The organism is Vibrio sp. N418, from assembly GCF_000222565.1.
GTDB lineage: Bacteria > Pseudomonadota > Gammaproteobacteria > Enterobacterales > Vibrionaceae > Vibrio > Vibrio scophthalmi.
The window spans coordinates 1-19,307 of the sequence record NZ_AFWD01000066.1 but is presented as its reverse complement, the minus strand read 5'-3'; the positions used below and the strand labels follow the sequence as shown (position 1 = coordinate 19,307).

Annotated in this window: 21 protein-coding genes; 18 read left to right on the top strand and 3 right to left on the bottom strand. The window is 45.8% G+C overall.

Annotated features, from left to right (window positions below):
- Positions 1 to 589: 589 nt before the first annotated feature.
- Positions 590 to 1,711: a tRNA epoxyqueuosine(34) reductase QueG gene (gene queG, locus RH86_RS14555; RefSeq protein WP_009386864.1), complete on the bottom strand. Its 1,122-nt coding sequence runs from the start codon at positions 1,709 to 1,711 to the stop codon at positions 590 to 592.
- Positions 1,712 to 1,899: 188 nt separating this feature from the next.
- On the opposite strand from queG, the gene tsaE reads away from it, so the two are divergent.
- The 9 genes from tsaE (at position 1,900) to RH86_RS14510 (ending at position 11,459) form a co-directional block, all read left to right on the top strand.
- The gene (gene tsaE, locus RH86_RS14550; protein WP_005595159.1) at positions 1,900 to 2,364 is read left to right on the top strand and encodes a tRNA (adenosine(37)-N6)-threonylcarbamoyltransferase complex ATPase subunit type 1 TsaE; all 465 of its coding nucleotides are present in this window, start codon (positions 1,900 to 1,902) and stop codon (positions 2,362 to 2,364) included.
- On the top strand, positions 2,358 to 4,076 hold the full coding sequence (locus RH86_RS14545) for a LysM peptidoglycan-binding domain-containing protein (RefSeq protein ID WP_009386863.1): 1,719 nt from the start codon (positions 2,358 to 2,360) through the stop codon (positions 4,074 to 4,076). The genes tsaE and RH86_RS14545 overlap by 7 nt, the downstream gene beginning before the upstream one ends.
- Positions 4,077 to 4,088: 12 nt before the next feature.
- Complete coding sequence (gene mutL, locus RH86_RS14540) at positions 4,089 to 6,167, top strand: DNA mismatch repair endonuclease MutL (protein WP_009386862.1); 2,079 nt, start codon at positions 4,089 to 4,091, stop codon at positions 6,165 to 6,167.
- Positions 6,164 to 7,111 carry a tRNA (adenosine(37)-N6)-dimethylallyltransferase MiaA gene (gene miaA, locus RH86_RS14535; protein WP_005595156.1) on the top strand — a complete coding sequence of 316 codons (948 nt, stop codon included), beginning with the start codon at positions 6,164 to 6,166 and terminating at the stop codon, positions 7,109 to 7,111. Before mutL ends, miaA begins: the two co-directional genes overlap by 4 nt.
- Before the next feature lie 183 nt (positions 7,112 to 7,294).
- Positions 7,295 to 7,555, top strand: a complete 261-nt coding sequence (hfq, locus tag RH86_RS14530; RefSeq protein WP_004415850.1) for an RNA chaperone Hfq — start codon at positions 7,295 to 7,297, stop codon at positions 7,553 to 7,555.
- 40 nt (positions 7,556 to 7,595) lie between these two features.
- A complete protein-coding gene (gene hflX / locus RH86_RS14525) occupies positions 7,596 to 8,885 on the top strand; it encodes a ribosome rescue GTPase HflX (protein ID WP_005595155.1) in 1,290 nt (429 codons plus the stop codon).
- 45 nt (positions 8,886 to 8,930) lie between these two features.
- Positions 8,931 to 10,127, top strand: coding sequence for an FtsH protease activity modulator HflK (gene hflK, locus RH86_RS14520; protein WP_009386861.1), 1,197 nt, complete (start codon positions 8,931 to 8,933; stop codon positions 10,125 to 10,127).
- Between the two features lie 2 nt (positions 10,128 to 10,129).
- Positions 10,130 to 11,113 carry a protease modulator HflC gene (gene hflC / locus RH86_RS14515; RefSeq protein ID WP_005595153.1) on the top strand — a complete coding sequence of 328 codons (984 nt, stop codon included), beginning with the start codon at positions 10,130 to 10,132 and terminating at the stop codon, positions 11,111 to 11,113.
- Positions 11,114 to 11,273: 160 nt separating this feature from the next.
- Positions 11,274 to 11,459, top strand: a complete 186-nt coding sequence (locus tag RH86_RS14510; RefSeq protein ID WP_009386859.1) for a DUF2065 domain-containing protein — start codon at positions 11,274 to 11,276, stop codon at positions 11,457 to 11,459.
- Between the two features lie 58 nt (positions 11,460 to 11,517).
- On the opposite strand, the gene RH86_RS14505 is transcribed toward RH86_RS14510, so the two are convergent.
- Complete coding sequence (locus tag RH86_RS14505) at positions 11,518 to 11,745, bottom strand: SlyX family protein (protein WP_005595151.1); 228 nt, start codon at positions 11,743 to 11,745, stop codon at positions 11,518 to 11,520.
- Positions 11,746 to 11,749: 4 nt separating this feature from the next.
- On the bottom strand, positions 11,750 to 12,727 hold the full coding sequence (locus RH86_RS14500; RefSeq protein ID WP_009386857.1) for a WD40 repeat domain-containing protein: 978 nt from the start codon (positions 12,725 to 12,727) through the stop codon (positions 11,750 to 11,752).
- Between the two features lie 132 nt (positions 12,728 to 12,859).
- On the opposite strand from RH86_RS14500, the gene fkpA reads away from it, so the two are divergent.
- The 9 genes from fkpA to RH86_RS20190 form a co-directional block, all read left to right on the top strand.
- Positions 12,860 to 13,660, top strand: a complete 801-nt coding sequence (gene fkpA / locus RH86_RS14495; protein WP_009386855.1) for an FKBP-type peptidyl-prolyl cis-trans isomerase — start codon at positions 12,860 to 12,862, stop codon at positions 13,658 to 13,660.
- A gap of 261 nt (positions 13,661 to 13,921) precedes the next feature.
- Entirely contained in the window at positions 13,922 to 14,650 is a 729-nt protein-coding gene (locus RH86_RS14490; protein ID WP_005595147.1) for a transcriptional regulator, read from the top strand.
- Positions 14,641 to 15,033, top strand: a complete 393-nt coding sequence (gene tusD / locus RH86_RS14485) for a sulfurtransferase complex subunit TusD (RefSeq protein ID WP_005595145.1) — start codon at positions 14,641 to 14,643, stop codon at positions 15,031 to 15,033. Before RH86_RS14490 ends, tusD begins: the two co-directional genes overlap by 10 nt.
- Positions 15,030 to 15,386: a sulfurtransferase complex subunit TusC gene (tusC, locus tag RH86_RS14480; RefSeq protein ID WP_005595142.1), complete on the top strand. Its 357-nt coding sequence runs from the start codon at positions 15,030 to 15,032 to the stop codon at positions 15,384 to 15,386. The genes tusD and tusC overlap by 4 nt, the downstream gene beginning before the upstream one ends.
- A gap of 9 nt (positions 15,387 to 15,395) precedes the next feature.
- Positions 15,396 to 15,671, top strand: coding sequence for a sulfurtransferase complex subunit TusB (gene tusB, locus RH86_RS14475; RefSeq protein ID WP_009386851.1), 276 nt, complete (start codon positions 15,396 to 15,398; stop codon positions 15,669 to 15,671).
- 193 nt (positions 15,672 to 15,864) lie between these two features.
- A complete protein-coding gene (gene rpsL / locus RH86_RS14470) occupies positions 15,865 to 16,239 on the top strand; it encodes a 30S ribosomal protein S12 (protein ID WP_005595139.1) in 375 nt (124 codons plus the stop codon).
- A gap of 95 nt (positions 16,240 to 16,334) precedes the next feature.
- Positions 16,335 to 16,805 (top strand): 30S ribosomal protein S7, encoded by a 471-nt coding sequence (rpsG, locus tag RH86_RS14465; RefSeq protein WP_005595138.1) that lies wholly within the window; start codon positions 16,335 to 16,337, stop codon positions 16,803 to 16,805.
- A 138-nt stretch (positions 16,806 to 16,943) separates the two neighbouring features.
- The gene (gene fusA, locus RH86_RS14460; RefSeq protein WP_009386849.1) at positions 16,944 to 19,043 is read left to right on the top strand and encodes an elongation factor G; all 2,100 of its coding nucleotides are present in this window, start codon (positions 16,944 to 16,946) and stop codon (positions 19,041 to 19,043) included.
- A gap of 156 nt (positions 19,044 to 19,199) precedes the next feature.
- On the top strand, positions 19,200 to 19,307 hold a 108-nt coding region (locus RH86_RS20190; protein ID WP_005595135.1), incomplete at its 3' end, for a GTP-binding protein.

The window sequence follows — 19,307 nt, the reverse complement described above, 5'->3', positions numbered from 1 at the left end:
TTTTCTTCATGAAGAAGATATAAAGTATAAGACGTCAGTCCTACTACTTTAGAGTCCCCTCAAATGAACACTTCATTTGATCTGGCCATGTAAGGCCAATCGCTCTTTCTAATGCTGTGAAGCATAAAACCCAAAATAATTAAAATACGCTGCCATACGGCTGGCGCTTTTGTCTTTGTTATTATCTCATTGAACTATCGATAATAATTAGGCAAACAGTGCATGCTGCGTGACTTCTATTGATTAATTAACAGACTTATCCACAAAAAAGTCAATGTGGATAACTTGGTGGGTAACCTGAAACTTTGCTCTGAATAAAACAGTTCCACAAAGATCATTTGCTAATATTTTTAATCGTAGAAATTAATATTTCTAGGTAAGATATTGATTGGTAAGGATTTTGTGGTGTTTTGCGATCTGATCAACGCTATAATTTGGATCATTAAGTGCTTTTTATTTGATCCTAATCATTTCTTGCGCTTGTGATTAACTTTTATCTCTACATCGAAACTGGCATGAGACTGGTTGTTTTTCCACATTTCCAATTTTAGAGCCAAGTCAAATAACCACACTAGTCAGATGGCAAATATTATGCATCTCTCGGTATGCCTTTATTGATAACTCGAATCAGTCGTTGATGGGTAATATCGATACCGCTTTTTTCTTTTATTTGCTGTCGTTGCTGTGCGAGCGCCCACTCGATATGTTCATCCAATACCGGCGAAATACCGATGCGCATTTGTAGTGCCTCAACAATATCTTGTGAGTAGGGGGCATTGCCCATCGCAATCGACAAATTGCGCAGCCATTGAACATGACCAATACGGCGGATGGCAGAACCTTCCATATTTTTTAAGAAGCTCGCTTCGTCCCATGCAAACAGTGCGATTAAATCAGGATTTTGCAGTGACTGTCGACGATGAAAATCATCTTGCTCAGTGAGCGAAGAGAAACGGTTCCACGGGCAGACGAGCTGGCAATCATCGCAGCCATAGATGCGATTCCCCATTGGTTTACGAAACTCTTCTGGAATGATGCCATCATACTCTATGGTGAGATAGGAGATGCAGCGGCGAGCATCAACGATACCCTCTTCAATAATCGCATTGGTTGGGCATGACGTCATGCAGGCTTTGCATTTACCACATTGATCTTCACTCGGTGTATCCACTGGGAGTGGCAAGTCGATCAGCAGTTCCCCAAGAAAAAACCATGAACCACATTCTTTGTCTAAGATAAGAGAATGTTTGCCCGTCCAACCTAAACCCGCTTTTTGGGCTAATGGACGTTCTAAGATAGGGGCAGAGTCAACAAAAGGTCGGTAACCAAAGCTGCCCACTTCCTGTTCGATTCTTTGACCCAGCTTTTTGAGCTGATTGCGGATCAGTTTATGGTAGTCACGGCCTAAAGCGTAGCGGCTAATATAAGCTTGGGTTGGATCCGCAAGATTAGTCGCAAACTGGGCTTTTGGCGGTAGGTAATCCATACGAACGCTGATCACACGCACGGTTCCCGGCAATAACTCATCGGGTCTTGCGCGCATCATGCCATGGCGTGCCATCCATTCCATGCTGCCGTGATAGCCAGCATCGAGCCATTTTTGTAGCGTCGCTTCATGCTCTTGCAAATTGATATCGCAGATGCCTACTTTTTGGAAACCAAGATCGTTGGCCCAAATTTTGATGTTATCTGCGAGTTCTTGATAGTTCATGCTAGCGTCGCTCATACAAAGGGGGCGGGATCTTACAAGATCTTCTGCGCGGGATCTAGCCAACAAATCGAGTTTAATTGACGATTATTTTCCGTTAACTTACATAAGAGAGCTTGTCTCTCAATTCCAACCCAGTTTACTATTCCAGTTCTTTTGATTTTTATATAGTCATTTACGAGAAAACAGTCATGAGCTCAAAACAATTCGCCCTAGCCGATGAAAATGCGACGATTCAACTAGGAACGGCATTGGCCAATCTATGCTCGCAGCAAACCACCATTTATCTGCATGGTGATCTAGGCGCGGGAAAGACGACATTTAGCCGTGGTTTTGTGCGCGCATTAGGCCATCAAGGCAACGTGAAAAGTCCAACTTATACCTTGGTTGAACCGTATCAACTGGATCAATGGCAAGTTTACCATTTTGATCTATATCGCTTGGCTGACCCTGAAGAACTCGAATTTATGGGGATTCGTGACTATTTTACCCCTGATGCGATTTGTTTAGTTGAATGGCCAGAAAAAGGGGTTGGCATGTTACCAGACGCCGATCTCGATATTGATATTCGCTATAACGGTGAAGCGCGCGTCGTCGAGCTTGTGGCTAATAATGATTATGGACGTCGCCTTTTAGACCAGTTGGAGTTATGTTGATCAGTCAATCCTTGCGTGCTGTCTCTCTTTCTTGTGTATTGGCATTGTCTCTGTTTTCGAGTGCCTTGTTCGCTAATACATTAGAAAGCCTTCGAGTATGGCCATCACCTGATGAAACTCGTGTCGTTATCGATCTCAAGTCGGAAGCGGAGTTTAGCTATTTTTCTTTGTCGAGCCCTAACCGTTTGGTGGTGGATCTAAAAGACACTCAGCTTAAAACCAAATTGCCTTTGAACGTAAAAGGCAGTCCGGTGTTGAAGAAGATTCGTAAGAGTTCGCCTCCTCAGTCGGGCACCTATCGTTTAGTCTTTGAACTGTCTAAGAATGCTCCGGCACAGTTATTTAAACTCGCGCCAACACCGGGGGGTCAATATGGCCATCGTTTGGTGGTTGATTTTGATCATGGCGGAAGCAAGCCTGCGGCAGTGACGACTTCACCAAGTAAAACGCAAGTCAGTCGTGATGCGTCACAACTGCTCGGTACCGCCGATATCGTCGTCGCGATTGATGCGGGACACGGTGGTGAAGATCCGGGGTCAATTGGTCCAACGCGCAAGTACGAAAAGCATGCAACGCTTGCGATCTCAAAGAAAATTGCTGACCAAATCAATGCGGTTCCGGGGATGAAAGCGGTGCTCACTCGTCGGGGTGATTACTATGTGAACCTGAATAAGCGTTCTGGTATTGCGCGTAAAAACAAAGCCCACTTGTTGGTTTCTGTCCACGCAGATGCTTTCCATTCTCCTCAGCCCCGTGGTGGGTCGGTGTTCGTGCTTAATACTCGCCGCGCCAATACTGAAATCGCCCGCTGGGTCGAGAACCATGAAGAACAGTCACAATTACTTGGTGGTGCCGGTGAAGTACTGGCGAAAAACAATAACGACAAGAATGTCAGCCAAACGCTGTTAGATCTGCAATTTAGTCATTCACAAAAAGAAGGCTACAAAGTTGCGAAGAAGATCTTGAGTGAAATGAGCCGTGTTGGTGTGCGTCTGCATAAGAAAGAGCCGGTTAATGCGAGCCTTGCGGTGTTGAAGTCACCTGATATTCCATCGGTATTGGTTGAGACTGGCTTTATCTCTAACCCAACCGAAGAGAAATTGCTCTTCCAACGTAGCCACCAAGATAAGTTAGCGCGTGCGTTAGCGAAATCGATAGTGCAGTACTTTGAAGAGAATCCTCCAGAAGGCACTTTGTTTGCCAATCGCGGTAAGAGCATTAAGCATAAAGTGAGTCGTGGTGAGTCATTGTCGGTGATTGCCAAGAAATACGGCAGTTCAACCAAAGCAATTATGCAGGCGAATAACTTAAAAAGCAGTAGCCTTGCGATTGGTCAAACCCTAACGATTCCTGGTGCATCGAGCGGTGTCCCTGTCCCTCAAGTGCGTAATCCGGTGGAAACCAAAACGGTGACACACGTGGTGGTAAAAGGGGATTATCTGGGCAAGATCGCCAGCCGTTATAAAGTGTCGGTTGCAGCCATCAAGCGTGAAAACAACTTACGTTCAGATACGCTCAAGCTGGGGCAAAAACTCAAAGTGACAGTCAGCCTCAAGGATCAGCCATTGCGTAAGCATAAAGTACAGCGTGGTGATTTCTTAGGCAAAATAGCCAAAAAATATGGTGTGAGTCTTGATAGTTTACGCCGAGCTAATAACTTGAAGTCTGATCAGCTTGCGGTTGGTCAGATGTTGATTATTCCTCACAACTAATTGCGAATTGATATGACGATCAAAATTCTGCCCGCTCGACTGGCGAACCAAATTGCGGCTGGTGAAGTGGTTGAGCGTCCAGCTTCGGTCGTTAAAGAGCTGGTTGAAAACAGCATCGATTCAGGCGCCACGCGTATCGATATTGATATTGAAAAAGGTGGCGCCAAGCTGATCCGTGTGCGTGACAACGGTAAAGGGATTGCGAAAGACGAACTAGGCTTGGCGCTCAGCCGCCACGCCACGTCGAAAATCCATTCGTTAGATGATCTCGAAGCGATCATGAGTTTAGGTTTCCGTGGTGAAGCGTTGGCGAGTATCAGTTCGGTATCACGTTTAACATTAACCTCACGCCCTGCAACTCAAGAGCAGGCGTGGGCAGCGCATAGTGAAGGGCGTGATATGGCGGTGAGTTTGCTACCCGCAGCGCATCCTCTAGGCACCTCTGTCGAAGTCTTGGATCTGTTTTTTAATACGCCAGCTCGACGCAAATTTCTTCGAACCGAAAAAACCGAATTTGCTCATATCGACGAGTTAATCAAACGCATCGCCTTAAGCTGTTTTGATGTGACGATTAATTTGCGTCACAACGGCAAAATGATCAAACAGTACCGCGCAGCGAAAACAGAAGTACAAGCCGAAAAGCGTATCGCGGCAGTGTGTGGCAATAACTTTGTTCGCCATATGCTCAAAATTGAATTGGAGCACCAAGGATTAAAGTTACACGGTTGGATCACCAGCCCTGAAGGTGCTCGCCAACAAAGCGATCTACAATACTGCTACGTCAATGGTCGCATGATGCGTGATAAGTTGATCAATCATGCCATTCGCCAAAGCTATGAAACGAGCTTACGCCCAGAGCAATTTGCCACTTACGTGCTTTATATTGAAATTGATCCTCACCAAGTGGATGTCAATGTCCATCCTGCTAAGCATGAAGTGCGTTTCCATCAAGCAAGATTAGTCCATGACTTTATTTATCAAGCTTTAGCGGATGCCTTAGCGCAGAGTCTGCATATTGATAAACCGGAAGTGAAGTCTTCCGCCTTTCATGAGCCGAGCAGTGACCCAAGTTGTGCGATAGCACAGGACAATGGCTCTGAAACGGATATTAATCACTCTGGCGTGAGTCAGGATACAGATCAGCCTCAACAGACAGAGTCCATCGTCCCGCCGCGCGTTTATCATGCGGTCGACAATACGCCGAGTTATCCAGGTCGCACTGGTTATCACGAAGAACGAGCCAGCCAAGCAGCAGTGCGTGAGAGCGCGCCGCGTAGTGAATGGCAAGAGAGCGGAAAAAGTTCACGCTCTCAGGCAGCAAGTGGCGGACGAGAGTCGCAACATTACGGCACGCCAGCGCCATCAAAACAAGAGGTGATTGCTTACCAGCAGTTACTGCAAACCTCGACGAGTAAGCGTGATGCAACAACGAATACGACCGAGAGTAAAGACGCGAATAAGGCGAGTGAACAGTCAGTGGCAGTCTCAGCGCCAATCCAAGCTTTAGGCAAAGCGATTTGCATGGCCTCTGGCCGTTTTGTCATGATGGCAGATAAGCAGGGAGCACATGCCGTGTCACTTGCTTATGCTGAATGGCTGCGAGTTTGTGGGCAACTACAAGTGACCGAACACGCGTTAAAAAGTCAGCCGCTGCTAGTGCCATTATCATTAAAACTGGAACCTGAATTGATCGCCGCTTATCACCAACATCAGGCATTATTTGCTCGTTTTGGTTTAGAGCTAAAATGCCGTACGGCACAAGCGGTGATGGTGATGGGGGTTCCTGCGCCTTTGAGACAACAAAACCTGCAACAGTTGATTCCAGATCTGTTATCTTACGCCGTATCTTCATCGCCACAGATAAATTCGCAACAGGAAAAGGATCTCAGTCCGGCAAATCTTGACGCTAAATTGCTCTCCAATTGGTTAGCGGATCAAGTCACGCGCGTAAAAAGCGACTACACTTTGTCCGAAGCCATTCAAATCATTGCTGAGGTTGAACAACTTTGGCAAGGAAGGCTACCGTTACAAGATTCAGCATTTGTTAGACCGATAGATTTTTCTGCCACGATCGCAGCTTTTAACCTATGAATAAACAATTACCACTCGCTCTATTTTTAATGGGGCCAACCGCATCAGGAAAAACGGACTTAGCGATTCGTTTACGCCAGAAATACCCGATTGAGATCATCTCTGTGGATTCTGCGTTGATCTACAAAGGAATGGATATTGGCACCGCGAAGCCAAATGCCGAGGAGCTTGCATTAGCCCCACATCGTTTAATTGATATTTTAGATCCGGCATTATCGTATTCCGCGGCGGACTTTCGTCGTGATGCGCTGCGTGAAATGAATGACATCGTCGCTCAAGGCAAAATTCCGTTACTGGTTGGCGGTACAATGCTGTATTACAAGGCATTATTGGAAGGTCTATCACCACTTCCGGCTGCAAACCCTGCAATTCGTAAACAAATTGAGCAAGAAGCATTGACTCATGGTTGGGAGGTACTGCACGATCAGTTGCGTGAAGTCGATCCCGTTTCCGCTGAACGTATACATCGTAATGATCCGCAAAGGTTGTCACGAGCGTTGGAAGTTTATCGAATTTCAGGTAAAACTCTTACAGAGCTTACGCAAACGAAAGGCGAAAGCTTGCCGTTTAACGTTAAGCAGTTTGCTATAGCACCCAAGGAAAGGGCTGAACTCCATCGTCGTATAGAACTGCGCTACGAAAAGATGATCGAAGCAGGATTTGAGCAAGAGATGAAGGCGCTGTATGCGCGTGATGATCTTCATCCTGATCTACCGTCAATTCGTTGTGTCGGTTACCGACAGATGTGGGACTATTTGGATGGGAATTGCACGTTGGATGATGCGGTTTTCCGCGGTATCTGTGCGACCCGCCAATTGGCCAAGCGACAAATTACCTGGTTACGCAGCTGGGATAATTTAACTTGGTTAGATAGTGAAAACATTGAACAAGCACTCGAAACCGTCTCAAATGCCGTGGCATCGGACGATCGAAGCTGTGTATAATGTGATCGCTTTTGCGTGAATGTGCCCTTTAAAGGATCTGTTACTTGAATTTTGAGGTATTTACCTTCATAACAGTAACTCAGGGTGTTTTTTATTCGTTTAGCTCTGATGCAGCAGTTTGGCTGCTTGCAACTAACCACTAGCTAAATAACTAAAACAAAATTACAAAATAAGGAAAATAAAATGGCTAAGGGGCAATCTCTACAAGACCCGTTCTTAAACGCTTTACGTCGTGAACGTATTCCAGTGTCTATCTATCTCGTGAACGGTATTAAACTTCAAGGTCAGATCGAGTCATTCGATCAATTCGTGATCTTATTGAAGAACACTGTTAACCAAATGGTTTACAAGCACGCAATTTCAACAGTTGTTCCGGCTCGTCCAGTGAGCCACCACAGCGGTGATCGTCCACAAGGTGATCGCCCAGAGAAATCGGAAGATTAATCTCTGAGTACAAATCGTTTTACTTTGAGGAGTTGATTGCTTGTTTGACCGTTATGAAGCCGGTGAGCGAGCCGTACTTGTTCATATCAACTTCACGCAAGAAGGGGAGTGGGAAGATCTCAGCGAGTTTGAGATGTTGGTGTCTTCCGCTGGCGTATCCTCGTTACAAGTCGTAACGGGTAGTCGTCAGTCACCACTCCCGAAATACTATGTCGGTGAGGGTAAAGCCCAGGAAATCGCACAAATTGTGCAATCGACTGACGCTGATATTGTGATTTTCAATCACGCCCTCTCTCCTGCCCAAGAACGTAACCTCGAAGCACTTTGTCAGTGTCGAGTGGTAGACCGTACCGGTTTGATTCTCGATATCTTTGCACAACGCGCTCGAACCCACGAAGGTAAATTGCAAGTTGAGCTTGCTCAGCTTAGACATATCTCTACGCGATTGATTCGTGGTTGGACGCACCTTGAAAGACAAAAAGGTGGTATCGGTTTACGTGGGCCAGGCGAAACACAGTTAGAAACTGACCGTCGTTTGTTGCGTGAGCGTATTAAAGCAATCCTGCGTCGTTTGGACAAAGTGGCCAAGCAGCGTGAACAAGGACGCCGTGCGCGAAATAGAGCAGAAATACCAACCATCTCACTAGTCGGTTATACCAACGCAGGGAAATCTACGCTGTTTAACCGTATTACTGCAGCTGGCGTTTATGCTGCTGATCAATTGTTTGCAACGTTGGATCCAACGCTGCGAAAAATCGAACTTGCTGATGTTGGCCCAGCAATACTGGCTGATACGGTAGGGTTTATTCGACACTTACCTCACGATCTTGTTGCAGCCTTTAAGGCAACGTTACAAGAGACGCAAGAAGCTGACATTTTGTTACATGTTGTTGATGCCAGTGATGAACGTTTTCGTGAGAACATGCAAGCTGTTCAGATCGTCTTAGAAGAGATTGATGCCCATGAGGTGCCTTCTTTGGTTGTGATGAACAAAATTGATAATTTAGAAAACCAAAAACCACGTATTGAACGTGATGAAGAAGGCATGCCACGCACTGTGTGGGTGTCGGCAATGGAAGGCATCGGTATTGATCTGTTGTTTGAGGCGCTGACAGAACGTCTAGCGAGTCAAATGGTTCAATATCAACTGTGTGTTCCGCCGCAACATCAAGGGCGATTACGCAGTACATTCTTCCAAATGAAGAGTATTCAGCAAGAAGAATATGATCAAGATGGTAACTTGTTGATAAATATCCGCATGCAACAAGTAGATTGGTCTAGACTTGAAAAAAGAGAAGGGGCAGTTTTACGTGACTTTATAGTTACTTAAATGACTGCTACAGTATAACGTCATATCAAATGATGGAGCTTTCTAATGGCGTGGAATGAGCCTGGTAATAATAACGGCGACAAAGGCCGCGATAATGACCCATGGGGTAATAATAATCGCGGTAACAAAGGTGGCCGTGAACAAGGACCGCCAGACTTAGACGAAGTCTTCAACAAACTGAGTCAGAAGCTGGGTGGCAAATTTGGTGGTGGAAAAGGCGGTAAAGGCCCTTCTATCGGCGGTGGCGGTGCACTAGGTGTTGGTGTTATTGCAGCTATCGCGGTAGCAATTTGGTTCTTTTCTGGATTTTACACCATTGGTGAAGCTGAACGTGGTGTCGTACTTCGTTTAGGTAAATATGACAACCGCATCGTCGATCCTGGTCTTAACTGGCGCCCTCGCTTTATTGATGAAGTGACCGCGGTTAACGTTCAGGCGATCCGATCGCTACGTGCCTCTGGCACAATGCTGACCAAAGACGAAAACGTTGTGACCGTCGGCATGGATATTCAGTACCGTGTTTCGGATCCATACAAATACCTATACCAAGTGACTAACGCGGACGACAGCTTACGCCAAGCAACAGATTCTGCGCTACGTGCAGTTATTGGTGACTCACTGATGGATAGCATTCTAACCAGCGGTCGTCAGCAAATTCGTCAAAATACACAAGAAACGTTGAACAACATTATCGCGAATTACGATATGGGTTTGACGATTGTTGATGTGAACTTCCAGTCAGCACGTCCACCTGAGCAAGTAAAAGATGCATTTGATGATGCTATCGCAGCTCGTGAGGATGCTGAGCGTTTTGAGCGTGAAGCAGAAGCTTACCGTAACGACATTTTGCCAAAAGCAACAGGTCGTGCAGAGCGTTTGAAGAAAGAAGCATTGGGTTATTCTGAGCGTGTAACTAACGAAGCGTTAGGTCAAGTTGCTCAGTTTGAAAAACTGCTTCCAGAATATCAAGCTGCGCCAGACGTGACTCGTGACCGTCTGTACCTAGATACGATGGAAGAAGTGTACTCGAATACTTCGAAGGTTCTTATCGATTCTGAATCGAGCGGCAACTTACTTTACCTACCAATCGATAAGCTGGCAGGTCAAGAAGGTCAAACTCAAACTAAACGTAGTTCGAAGTCATCTTCAACGTACGATCAAATTGAGCTTGAGTCGAAAACTACGGAGTCAACATCAGACACTTCATCTCGTTCATCTGATTCGCGCCAAGGGAGATACTAATAATGCGTAAGTTAATGATCCCTGTATTGGTTGTTGCTTTATCGATCATGCTGATGTCACTGTTTGTGATCCCAGAAGGCGAGCGCGGTATCGTGATTCGTTTTGGTCGAGTACTGAAAGATAACAATGAAATCGCTCGTATCTACGAACCAGGTCTGCATTTCAAAATGCCTATGTTTGACAGTGTGAAAACACTGGATGCTCGTATTCAAACAATGGACGGTCGTTCGGATCGTTTTGTAACGTCTGAGAAAAAAGACGTGATCATCGATACCTACGTGAAATGGCGTATTAAAGATTTCGGCCAATACTATCTAGCAACAGGTGGTGGTAACACATTGACCGCTGAAACGTTGCTAGAGCGTAAAGTGACCGATCTACTGCGTTCTGAAATCGGTTCGCGTGAAATCAAGCAAATTGTATCGGGTCCGCGTAATAAAGATGTACTGCCTCCAGCAGATAACATCGATAGCGTGGCGACGACAGAAGCTGCGAAAGAAGCGTTAGAGATTGATGGCGAACGTGATGTCATCATGGCGAACGTTTTGAATGGTTCTCGTCAGAGTGCAATGGATGACTTGGGTGTTGAGATTGTTGATTTCCGTATGAAGAAAATCAACCTTCCAGATAACATCAGTGATTCAATCTACAAGCGTATGCGTGCTGAGCGTGAATCAGTGGCGCGTAAGTTCCGTTCACAAGGTCGTGAGAAAGCAGAAGTTATCCGCGCTCAAGCTGAGCTAGAAGTAGCGACAACGTTGGCAGAAGCAGACAGAACCGCACGAGTAACACGCGGTGAAGCAGATGCACAATCAGCGAAGATCTACTCTGATGCATACAGCAAAGATCCTGAATTCTTCAGCTTCTTACGTTCATTGAAAGCGTATGAGAAATCATTCAGCAACAAGAACGACATTCTAGTGTTGGATCCGAACAGTGAGTTCTTCCAATACATGAACAATGCGAAAGGTGCGCCAGCGAAATAAGCGGCCTGATAAGCACACAGTAAAGGCTCCTTTTTAGGGGCCTTTCTTTTTGCCGGTATAGAATACAAATCAAGATAAGTTTCTGTTCAATGCTGCTGATTTTCTCCCGCACATTGCTGACTATTTGTCTCGATGATTAATGATGAATTAAGAGGTTGTGATGTCAAATTCAATCTGGGTAGCGATCGGGCTGGTATTGATTGTTGAAGGGCTTGGTCCATTGATCGCCCCAAATGGTTGGCGAAATATGGTTGCTGAGTTGAGTCGTCATCCGGATGCTCACTTGCGACGTATTGGCGGTTGCTTAGTGGTGGCTGGTGCGGTGATCGCGTACTGTTTTAGTTAACGCCGCGTCACCGCTAAACTACAAAGCGAGATAATTTGCTGCTTTGACTTTGCTTTGACTAATAGTGCGGTGGTGGCGTTTCTTCTGATGGATCGGCGAGATTCGACGAGTCCAAATTCTTTACTTTACCCGCTACGTATTTCATTTGATCCTGCATCTTGCTAATCAACAGCTGTTGTTGACTCAATGCATCATTCAATGAATCAATGGTCTGCTCTTGGAAAGCAAGTTGACATTCAAGGTCGTTAATACGGTTTTCAAGTTCAGTGATGTGCTTTTCTGTCATGGTATTAATCTAATGTCCAAGCCTGGGCGATGCCGGCAGAGGTGCCAGAGACAACGCGGTGTTGATTATCGAAGGCCGCATCATACACTACTGCCCGAGGAGGACGAGCATCTTTTAAAGGCTCGGCTTCAAAACCTTCCAAGCGCTTACCTGTCAGTGAATCCCATACCATCACTCGACTCGACGGTGTGCCGGTAATTAACTGCAGACCATCATCGGAAAAACGCGCACTGGAAAAAATCAGTTGGCGTGAAAAACTACTTAACTGGCTGACTTCTTCTCCGCTGACTAAGTCCCACACGACCGCATGATTGCCCCCATCAGAGGAAAATGCGTATTTCCCGTCACGATGAAGAGCGACACGATTGACGCGTTGGTCATGGTTAAAGGTATGTTGAATTTGTCCGCTGGTGGTATCCCATAGATAGGCGGTGTAATCATTCCCGCCGGTTAACGCAAAGCGCCCGTTGGGCGAAAGGGCAACAGAATTAACTTTTTCGTTGTGAGCAAGGAACTCTATGCGTCGTCCGGTGACTAAATTGACATGAATGGCTTTGCCATTGGAGAGTCCCAGCAAGACTTGTTCACCGTTACTGGAAATATCAACGTCACGGATAGTTCCATCGGAGATTGACCACAACCCTTGCGATTGGCTCCAAGCTAAGTCCCAAACGGCAAAGTTAAACTGTGTGGCGGTAATGGCATAACGGCCATTATCGGAAATGCGAATACGAGAAACGGTATTGGCTTGTTGATCTTGCGCGCCTAACGAAGCCAATTGTTGCGATTGATAAAGATCCCAAAGTACCAGTTGGTGCTCTTTGGAGTAGGCAAGCGCAAAGCGAGCGTCGCGACTGAGTGCGAAACTGGTTGTGCCTTGAGGCTCAAGTTCCCAACGTTGATCGTCAGAGGCCCAAAAAAAGCAGCCATTTAACGCTGTGATGACAAAGCCAATGAGTAGAGAGTTAAAAATTATCCGCATCAAGTTCAATTATCCACTTGGTTTACGTTTCATTCAGACGCATATTGGCTATATTGGTATAACATGCGAGTGCGTACCAGTTTTTATTAAAGATTTGTGCACAAAGACAAAATGCCTTAATTGGAGAATTAAATGAAATCGATTTTTAAAGTGTCATTGCTTGCTGCTACTGTTGCGCTAGCGGTTGGCTGTCAGAAAGAAGAAGAGCCAAAAAAAGAAGTTGCACCGGCTGTTGAACAAGTTCAAGCGGAAACAGGCAAAGCGGTTCACTTTAAAACGGAAGATGACAAAGCGGCATACGCGATTGGTGTCTCATTTGCTGGTTACCTATCTCAAAGCCTAGATAAGCCAAGTGAAATCGGCATTACTTTGAATAAAGATTTGGTACTAAAAGGTATCTCTGATCAATTTGCTGGCGACGTTGCACTGGACGAAGCGCAAACTCGCGCAGCGCTAGAAGCGTTAGATAAGCGTGTTGCTGAAATTATGCAAGTGAAAGCGGAAGAGCAGCAAAAAGCAGCACAAGAAGCGGCGAAAGTGGCACTTAAAGCCGGTGCTGATTTCCGTGCTGAGTTCGCTAAACAAGAAGGCGTTAAGACCACCGATTCTGGCCTAATGTACCAAGTGATCACACAAGGTGACGGTGCGAAGCCGAAAGACACTGATACGGTTGAAGTACATTACAAAGGCACGCTGATCGATGGCACTCAATTCGATAGCTCATACGATCGCAATGAAACGGCAACGTTCCCGCTGAACCGCGTGATCAGTGGTTGGACTGAGGGCGTACAGCTAATGCCTGTGGGCTCTAAATTTAAGTTTGTTTTGCCACCTGAGCTTGCATACGGTAGCCAAGACACACCGACTATCCCTGCGAACTCTACGTTGGTGTTCGAAGTGGAACTGGTTAATATCGACAAGCCTGCTCAGTAAGCGATTCACTATTATTACGTAGCATCAGCGATAAAATATCCATAAAAAGACTCGGTATTGCCGAGTCTTTTTTTGTCTATTGCTCGTCAAGTCAAGGGGGGCAGGGGCGGTCAAACAGTCGAGTCGCCGCGCAAATTGCACAGCAGAGCGGATGATTTATTTGTTCTAAATCACTAGTTGGCGGTATAGCTAGGTGTTCTATTCAAAATTTCTGATAAACTTACATCAATTTGTTGATTTATCGCTCGAAGGCTAAAGAAAGTGACCACGACTGAAACCTTAAATACGGATATGTTGCTCGAGATGGAATCCGTCCATGTGATGCCATTCAGTGAGCACGATAAAATCATTCTAAGATCTTATGAGGCTGTTGTAGATGGCATTGCGAGCTTAATTGGCCCGTTTTGTGAAATCGTACTGCACTCGTTAGAAGATCTGAATACTTCGGCAATCAAGATTGCCAATGGTGAAAATACCGGGCGCCAAGTGGGCTCTCCTATCACCGATCTTGCATTGAAAATGCTGAAAGATATCGAAGGTTCTGAGCGTAACTTCTCTCGTTCTTACTTCACTCGCGCTAAAGGTGGCGTGCTGATGAAGTCAATTACGGTCGCGATCCGCAATGGCGACAACCGCGTGATTGGTTTGTTGTGTGTCAACGTCAACTTGGATGCGCCATTCTCACAAGTTCTACAATCGTTCATGCCAACACAAGAAGCCAAAGATGCCGCATCATCGGTTAACTTTGCTAGTGATGTTGAAGAGCTGGTGGACCAAACCGTTGAACGCACAATCGAAGAGATCAATGCTGATAAATCGGTATCAAACAACACCAAGAACCGTCAAATCGTGATGGAGTTGTACGACAAAGGTATTTTCGACATCAAAGATGCGATTAACCGTGTCGCTGACCGACTCAATATCTCGAAACATACGGTTTATCTGTATATTCGTCAGCGAAAAATTGAGGATGAAGAGAAGTGTCTCTAACCTATACCTTGGTAGTGAACGGTTCCGTGTATGGCAGTCAAGCTGCACGGAATGCCTACCAGTTTGCGAGCGCATTAGTTACCCAAGGACACACTCTCGTGAGTGTGTTTTTTTATCAAGATGGTGTGACCAATGGTTCGGCACTCAGTGTTCCGGCCAATGATGAATTTGATTTGACCAAAGCATGGCAAACCTTAGCTCTGCAGCACAATGTACGCTTGGAGACCTGTGTGGCGGCCGCATTGCGTCGTGGTATCGTCAGTCAGGGGGAAGCAACCCAACATGGTCTCGTGCAGCATAACCTCGCTGATGGCTTTTCTCAGGCTGGATTAGGCAGCTTAGCCGAAGCCATGCTAACCCAAGATAGAGTGGTGCAGTTTTGAGTCAATTAACCTACGTATTTAGAAGCTCGCCACATAAAACCAGTGCTGGGCGTGAAGGCATTGATGCGCTACTTGCCGCGTCGGCGTATTGTGAAGATATCTGCGTATTGTTCATTGGTGATGGTGTTTATCAATTATTGCAAGGTCAGCAACCGCAGGGAATTCTTAGCAAAGATTATGCGCCAATGCTGAAGTTGTTTGATTTGTATGACATTGAACAAGTGTTTGTTTGCGCCGATTCACTCGCGCAGCGCGGATTGGGGCAAGCTGACTTGGTGATTGCGGCAGAGCGATTGGAGCCTGCTGAAATCAAACTCAAATTACATCAAGCCAGCAAGCTGCTGTCATTCTGAGAACTCACTATGTTACATATCGTTCAAACTGCTCAAGCGCTTTCTGAAGTGAGTAATGCCTACCAAGAGGGCGACCAAGTTCTCTTGGTTGAGGATTCCGTTTACGTCAGCCATACGCAACACCCGATGTTTACTATACTCAAGCCGATGGATGTTTCCGTGCTTAAAGAAGATGCTTTAGCGCGTGGGATTTTTAACCGAGTGAGCCCATCGCTATGCGTGGTGGACTTTGCTGGCTTTGTTGAGTTAACCGCCACACACCCAACATCGTTGACTTGGAATTAACAGATTGTCTTTATTTTCCTTCGAGGAAGTGCCATAGCCGTCTCGAAGGTTAAAAAAGATCTGTATATTTCTTGACACACCTCTCACTGCTGCATAGAATTTTGCGTCCCTATTTGTGCGAAGTGAATTTTCACTCGGCGATAGGGATAGATTTTTCACAAAGCTTACTTTCAAGTAATTCAGGAGCTAGTTAATGGCAACTATTAACCAGTTGGTTCGCAAGCCTCGTGCAAAGCAAGTTGTTAAAAGCAACGTGCCAGCACTAGAAGCGTGCCCACAAAAACGTGGTGTATGTACTCGTGTTTACACTACTACACCTAAAAAACCTAACTCAGCACTTCGTAAAGTTTGTCGTGTACGTCTGACAAATGGCTTCGAAGTTACATCGTACATCGGCGGTGAAGGTCACAACCTTCAAGAGCACAGTGTTGTACTAATCCGTGGCGGTCGTGTAAAAGACCTTCCGGGTGTTCGTTACCACACAGTTCGCGGCGCACTTGACTGTGCTGGCGTAAACGACCGTAAACAAGCTCGTTCTAAGTACGGTGTGAAACGTCCTAAGTCTTAATGGATTCCGTTAAGTAAGGCCAAACACTAAAATATTTAATTTTTGAAGAAACTGAAAAGTTTTGGATAACCTGAAAAAGACAACGGAGAATATCCATGCCACGTCGTCGCGTTATTGGTCAGCGTAAGATCCTTCCAGATCCAAAATTCAAATCTGAATTGCTGGCAAAATTCGTTAACATTCTTATGGTTGACGGTAAAAAATCTACTGCAGAGAAAATTGTTTACACTGCACTAGACACTATGGCTGAGAAATCTGGTAAAGATCACTTAGCTGTATTTGAAGAAGCTCTTGAAAACATTCGCCCAGCGGTAGAAGTTAAATCTCGCCGTGTAGGTGGTTCAACTTACCAAGTACCTGTAGAAGTACGTCCGGTTCGCCGTAACGCACTTGCTATGCGTTGGGTAGTTGAAGCTGCGCGTAAGCGTGGTGAAAAATCTATGGCTGCTCGCCTAGCTGCTGAAATGCTAGACGCGTCAGAAAACAAAGGTACTGCTGTTAAGAAACGTGAAGACGTTCACCGTATGGCAGAAGCGAACAAAGCATTCGCTCATTACCGCTGGTAATACCTTTTCAGTGCTGCGGGGATCCTCGCAGCACTTCTTTAGTTCCTATGCATATGCTAGGAACTATTGCTATATCTAGGGGTAGCGTTTTTACCTCCCTTGAAGATAGCAATAGTCCCTAAGTTAAGAGGATTCACCGTGGCTCGTAAAACCCCTATTGAGCGCTACCGTAACATCGGTATCTGTGCGCACGTAGACGCAGGTAAAACTACCACAACTGAACGTATTCTGTTCTACACAGGCCTTTCTCACAAAATCGGTGAAGTTCACGATGGTGCTGCTACCATGGACTGGATGGAGCAAGAGCAAGAGCGTGGCATTACGATTACGTCTGCAGCGACAACCACCTTCTGGCGTGGTATGGACGCACAGTTCCAAGATCACCGCGTAAACATCATTGATACTCCTGGACACGTTGACTTCACGATTGAAGTTGAACGTTCTCTGCGTGTGCTTGATGGTGCTGTGGTTGTGTTCTGTGGTTCATCAGGTGTAGAACCTCAGTCTGAAACCGTTTGGCGTCAAGCAGACAAATACCAAGTTCCGCGCTTAGTATTCGTCAACAAGATGGACCGTACTGGTGCAGACTTCTTACGTGTTGTTGACCAAATTAAAAACCGTCTTGGTGCAAACCCTGTTCCTATCCAACTTAACGTTGGTGCAGAAGAGGATTTCAAAGGTGTTATCGACCTTATCAAGATGAAAATGATCAACTGGAATGACGCCGATCAAGGCATGTCTTTCTCTTACGAAGACATTCCAGCTGACATGCAAGAGCTTGCTGAAGAATGGCGCAACAACTTAGTTGAAGCGGCAGCAGAAGCCAGCGAAGAGTTGATGGATAAATATCTTGAAGACGGTGAGCTGACTGAAGTTGAGATCAAAGAAGCACTACGTACTCGTACACTAAACAATGAAATCGTGCTGGCTACTTGTGGTAGTGCGTTCAAAAATAAAGGTGTGCAAGCGGTACTCGATGCTGTGGTTGAATACTTACCATCGCCTGTTGATGTTCCTGCAATTCAAGGTGTCGACGACAATGGTAACGACGTTGAGCGTCATGCTGACGACAACGAACCGTTCTCTGCGCTAGCATTTAAAATTGCAACGGACCCATTTGTGGGTACGTTAACCTTCATGCGCGTTTATTCTGGTGTGGTAAACACTGGTGATACTGTTTACAACTCAGTAAAAGAAAAGCGTGAACGCTTTGGTCGTATCGTACAGATGCATGCCAATAAACGTGAAGAAGTAAAAGAAATTCGTGCGGGCGATATTGCCGCTGCAATCGGTCTAAAAGACGTAACGACAGGTGAAACCCTGTGTGATCAGAGCCACAAAGTGATTCTAGAGCGCATGGAATTCCCTGAACCTGTTATTCAGATTGTCGTTGAGCCTCGTTCGCAAGCAGACCAAGATAAGATGGCTATTGCACTAGGTAAACTAGCAGCAGAAGATCCATCTTTCCGCGTGGAAACGGATAACGAAACAGGTCAGACTCTGATCTCTGGTATGGGTGAGCTTCACCTTGATATCATCGTTGACCGTATGAAGCGTGAATTCAGCGTTGATTGCAACGTTGGTAAACCTCAGGTTGCTTACCGTGAAACCATTCGTGGTTCAGCGGAAGTGGAAGGCAAGTTCGTTCGTCAATCAGGCGGTCGCGGTCAGTACGGTCACGTATGGATCAAACTTGAGCCTTCAGAACTGGGTGAAGGTTTCGTCTTTGTTGATGAGATCGTTGGCGGTACTGTACCAAAAGAGTTTATTAGCTCGGTAGGTAAAGGTATCGAAGAGCAAATGAATAGCGGTGTATTAGCTGGCTATCCTGTACTGGATATTAAAGCGACGCTATTTGATGGTTCTTACCACGATGTCGATTCAAGCGAAATGGCGTTTAAAATCGCAGGTTCAATGGCATTCAGAAAGGGCGCGCTTGAAGCGAACCCTGTTATTCTGGAGCCGATGATGAAAGTTGAAGTAACCACTCCTGAAGATTGGATGGGTGATGTTGTCGGTGACCTAAACCGTCGCCGCGGCATGATCGAAGGTATGGATGAAGGCCACGCAGGTCTGAAGATCATCCGTGCTCAAGTACCACTATCTCAAATGTTTGGTTATGCAACCGATCTACGTTCTGCAACTCAAGGTCGCGCCTCATACTCTATGGAGTTTCATGAGTACGCAGAAGTACCGAAGAACTTTGCAGATGCCATTATGGCAGAGCGTGGTTACTAATCGGGCTCGTTGCCTGTAAAAAAAGTCAGCGACTTTTTTACAGATCAATACGTCCAAATATTGCGCTGACGGACGTTGGCGCATAAAATAGCAAATTCTGGCGCGTCGATGATCAATTCTGGTCACGACGAATCATAACTAGGAAGGAACACGAACGTGTCTAAAGAAAAATTTGAACGTGTAAAACCGCACGTAAACGTTGGTACTATCGGCCACGTTGACCACGGTAAAACAACTCTAACTGCAGCTATCTGTACTACTCTA

Coding starts and splice junctions, on each gene's coding strand:
- RH86_RS14545 (WP_009386863.1), top strand. CDS start 2,358: ATGTTGATCAGTCAATCCTTGCGTGCTGTCTCTCTTTCTTGTGTATTG.
- tsaE (WP_005595159.1), top strand. CDS start 1,900: ATGAGCTCAAAACAATTCGCCCTAGCCGATGAAAATGCGACGATTCAA.
- hflK (WP_009386861.1), top strand. CDS start 8,931: ATGGCGTGGAATGAGCCTGGTAATAATAACGGCGACAAAGGCCGCGAT.
- RH86_RS14500 (WP_009386857.1), bottom strand. CDS start 12,727: ATGCGGATAATTTTTAACTCTCTACTCATTGGCTTTGTCATCACAGCG.
- mutL (WP_009386862.1), top strand. CDS start 4,089: ATGACGATCAAAATTCTGCCCGCTCGACTGGCGAACCAAATTGCGGCT.
- rpsG (WP_005595138.1), top strand. CDS start 16,335: ATGCCACGTCGTCGCGTTATTGGTCAGCGTAAGATCCTTCCAGATCCA.
- hfq (WP_004415850.1), top strand. CDS start 7,295: ATGGCTAAGGGGCAATCTCTACAAGACCCGTTCTTAAACGCTTTACGT.
- tusB (WP_009386851.1), top strand. CDS start 15,396: ATGTTACATATCGTTCAAACTGCTCAAGCGCTTTCTGAAGTGAGTAAT.
- RH86_RS14510 (WP_009386859.1), top strand. CDS start 11,274: ATGTCAAATTCAATCTGGGTAGCGATCGGGCTGGTATTGATTGTTGAA.
- miaA (WP_005595156.1), top strand. CDS start 6,164: ATGAATAAACAATTACCACTCGCTCTATTTTTAATGGGGCCAACCGCA.
- queG (WP_009386864.1), bottom strand. CDS start 1,711: ATGAACTATCAAGAACTCGCAGATAACATCAAAATTTGGGCCAACGAT.
- fkpA (WP_009386855.1), top strand. CDS start 12,860: ATGAAATCGATTTTTAAAGTGTCATTGCTTGCTGCTACTGTTGCGCTA.
- rpsL (WP_005595139.1), top strand. CDS start 15,865: ATGGCAACTATTAACCAGTTGGTTCGCAAGCCTCGTGCAAAGCAAGTT.
- RH86_RS14505 (WP_005595151.1), bottom strand. CDS start 11,745: ATGACAGAAAAGCACATCACTGAACTTGAAAACCGTATTAACGACCTT.
- hflC (WP_005595153.1), top strand. CDS start 10,130: ATGCGTAAGTTAATGATCCCTGTATTGGTTGTTGCTTTATCGATCATG.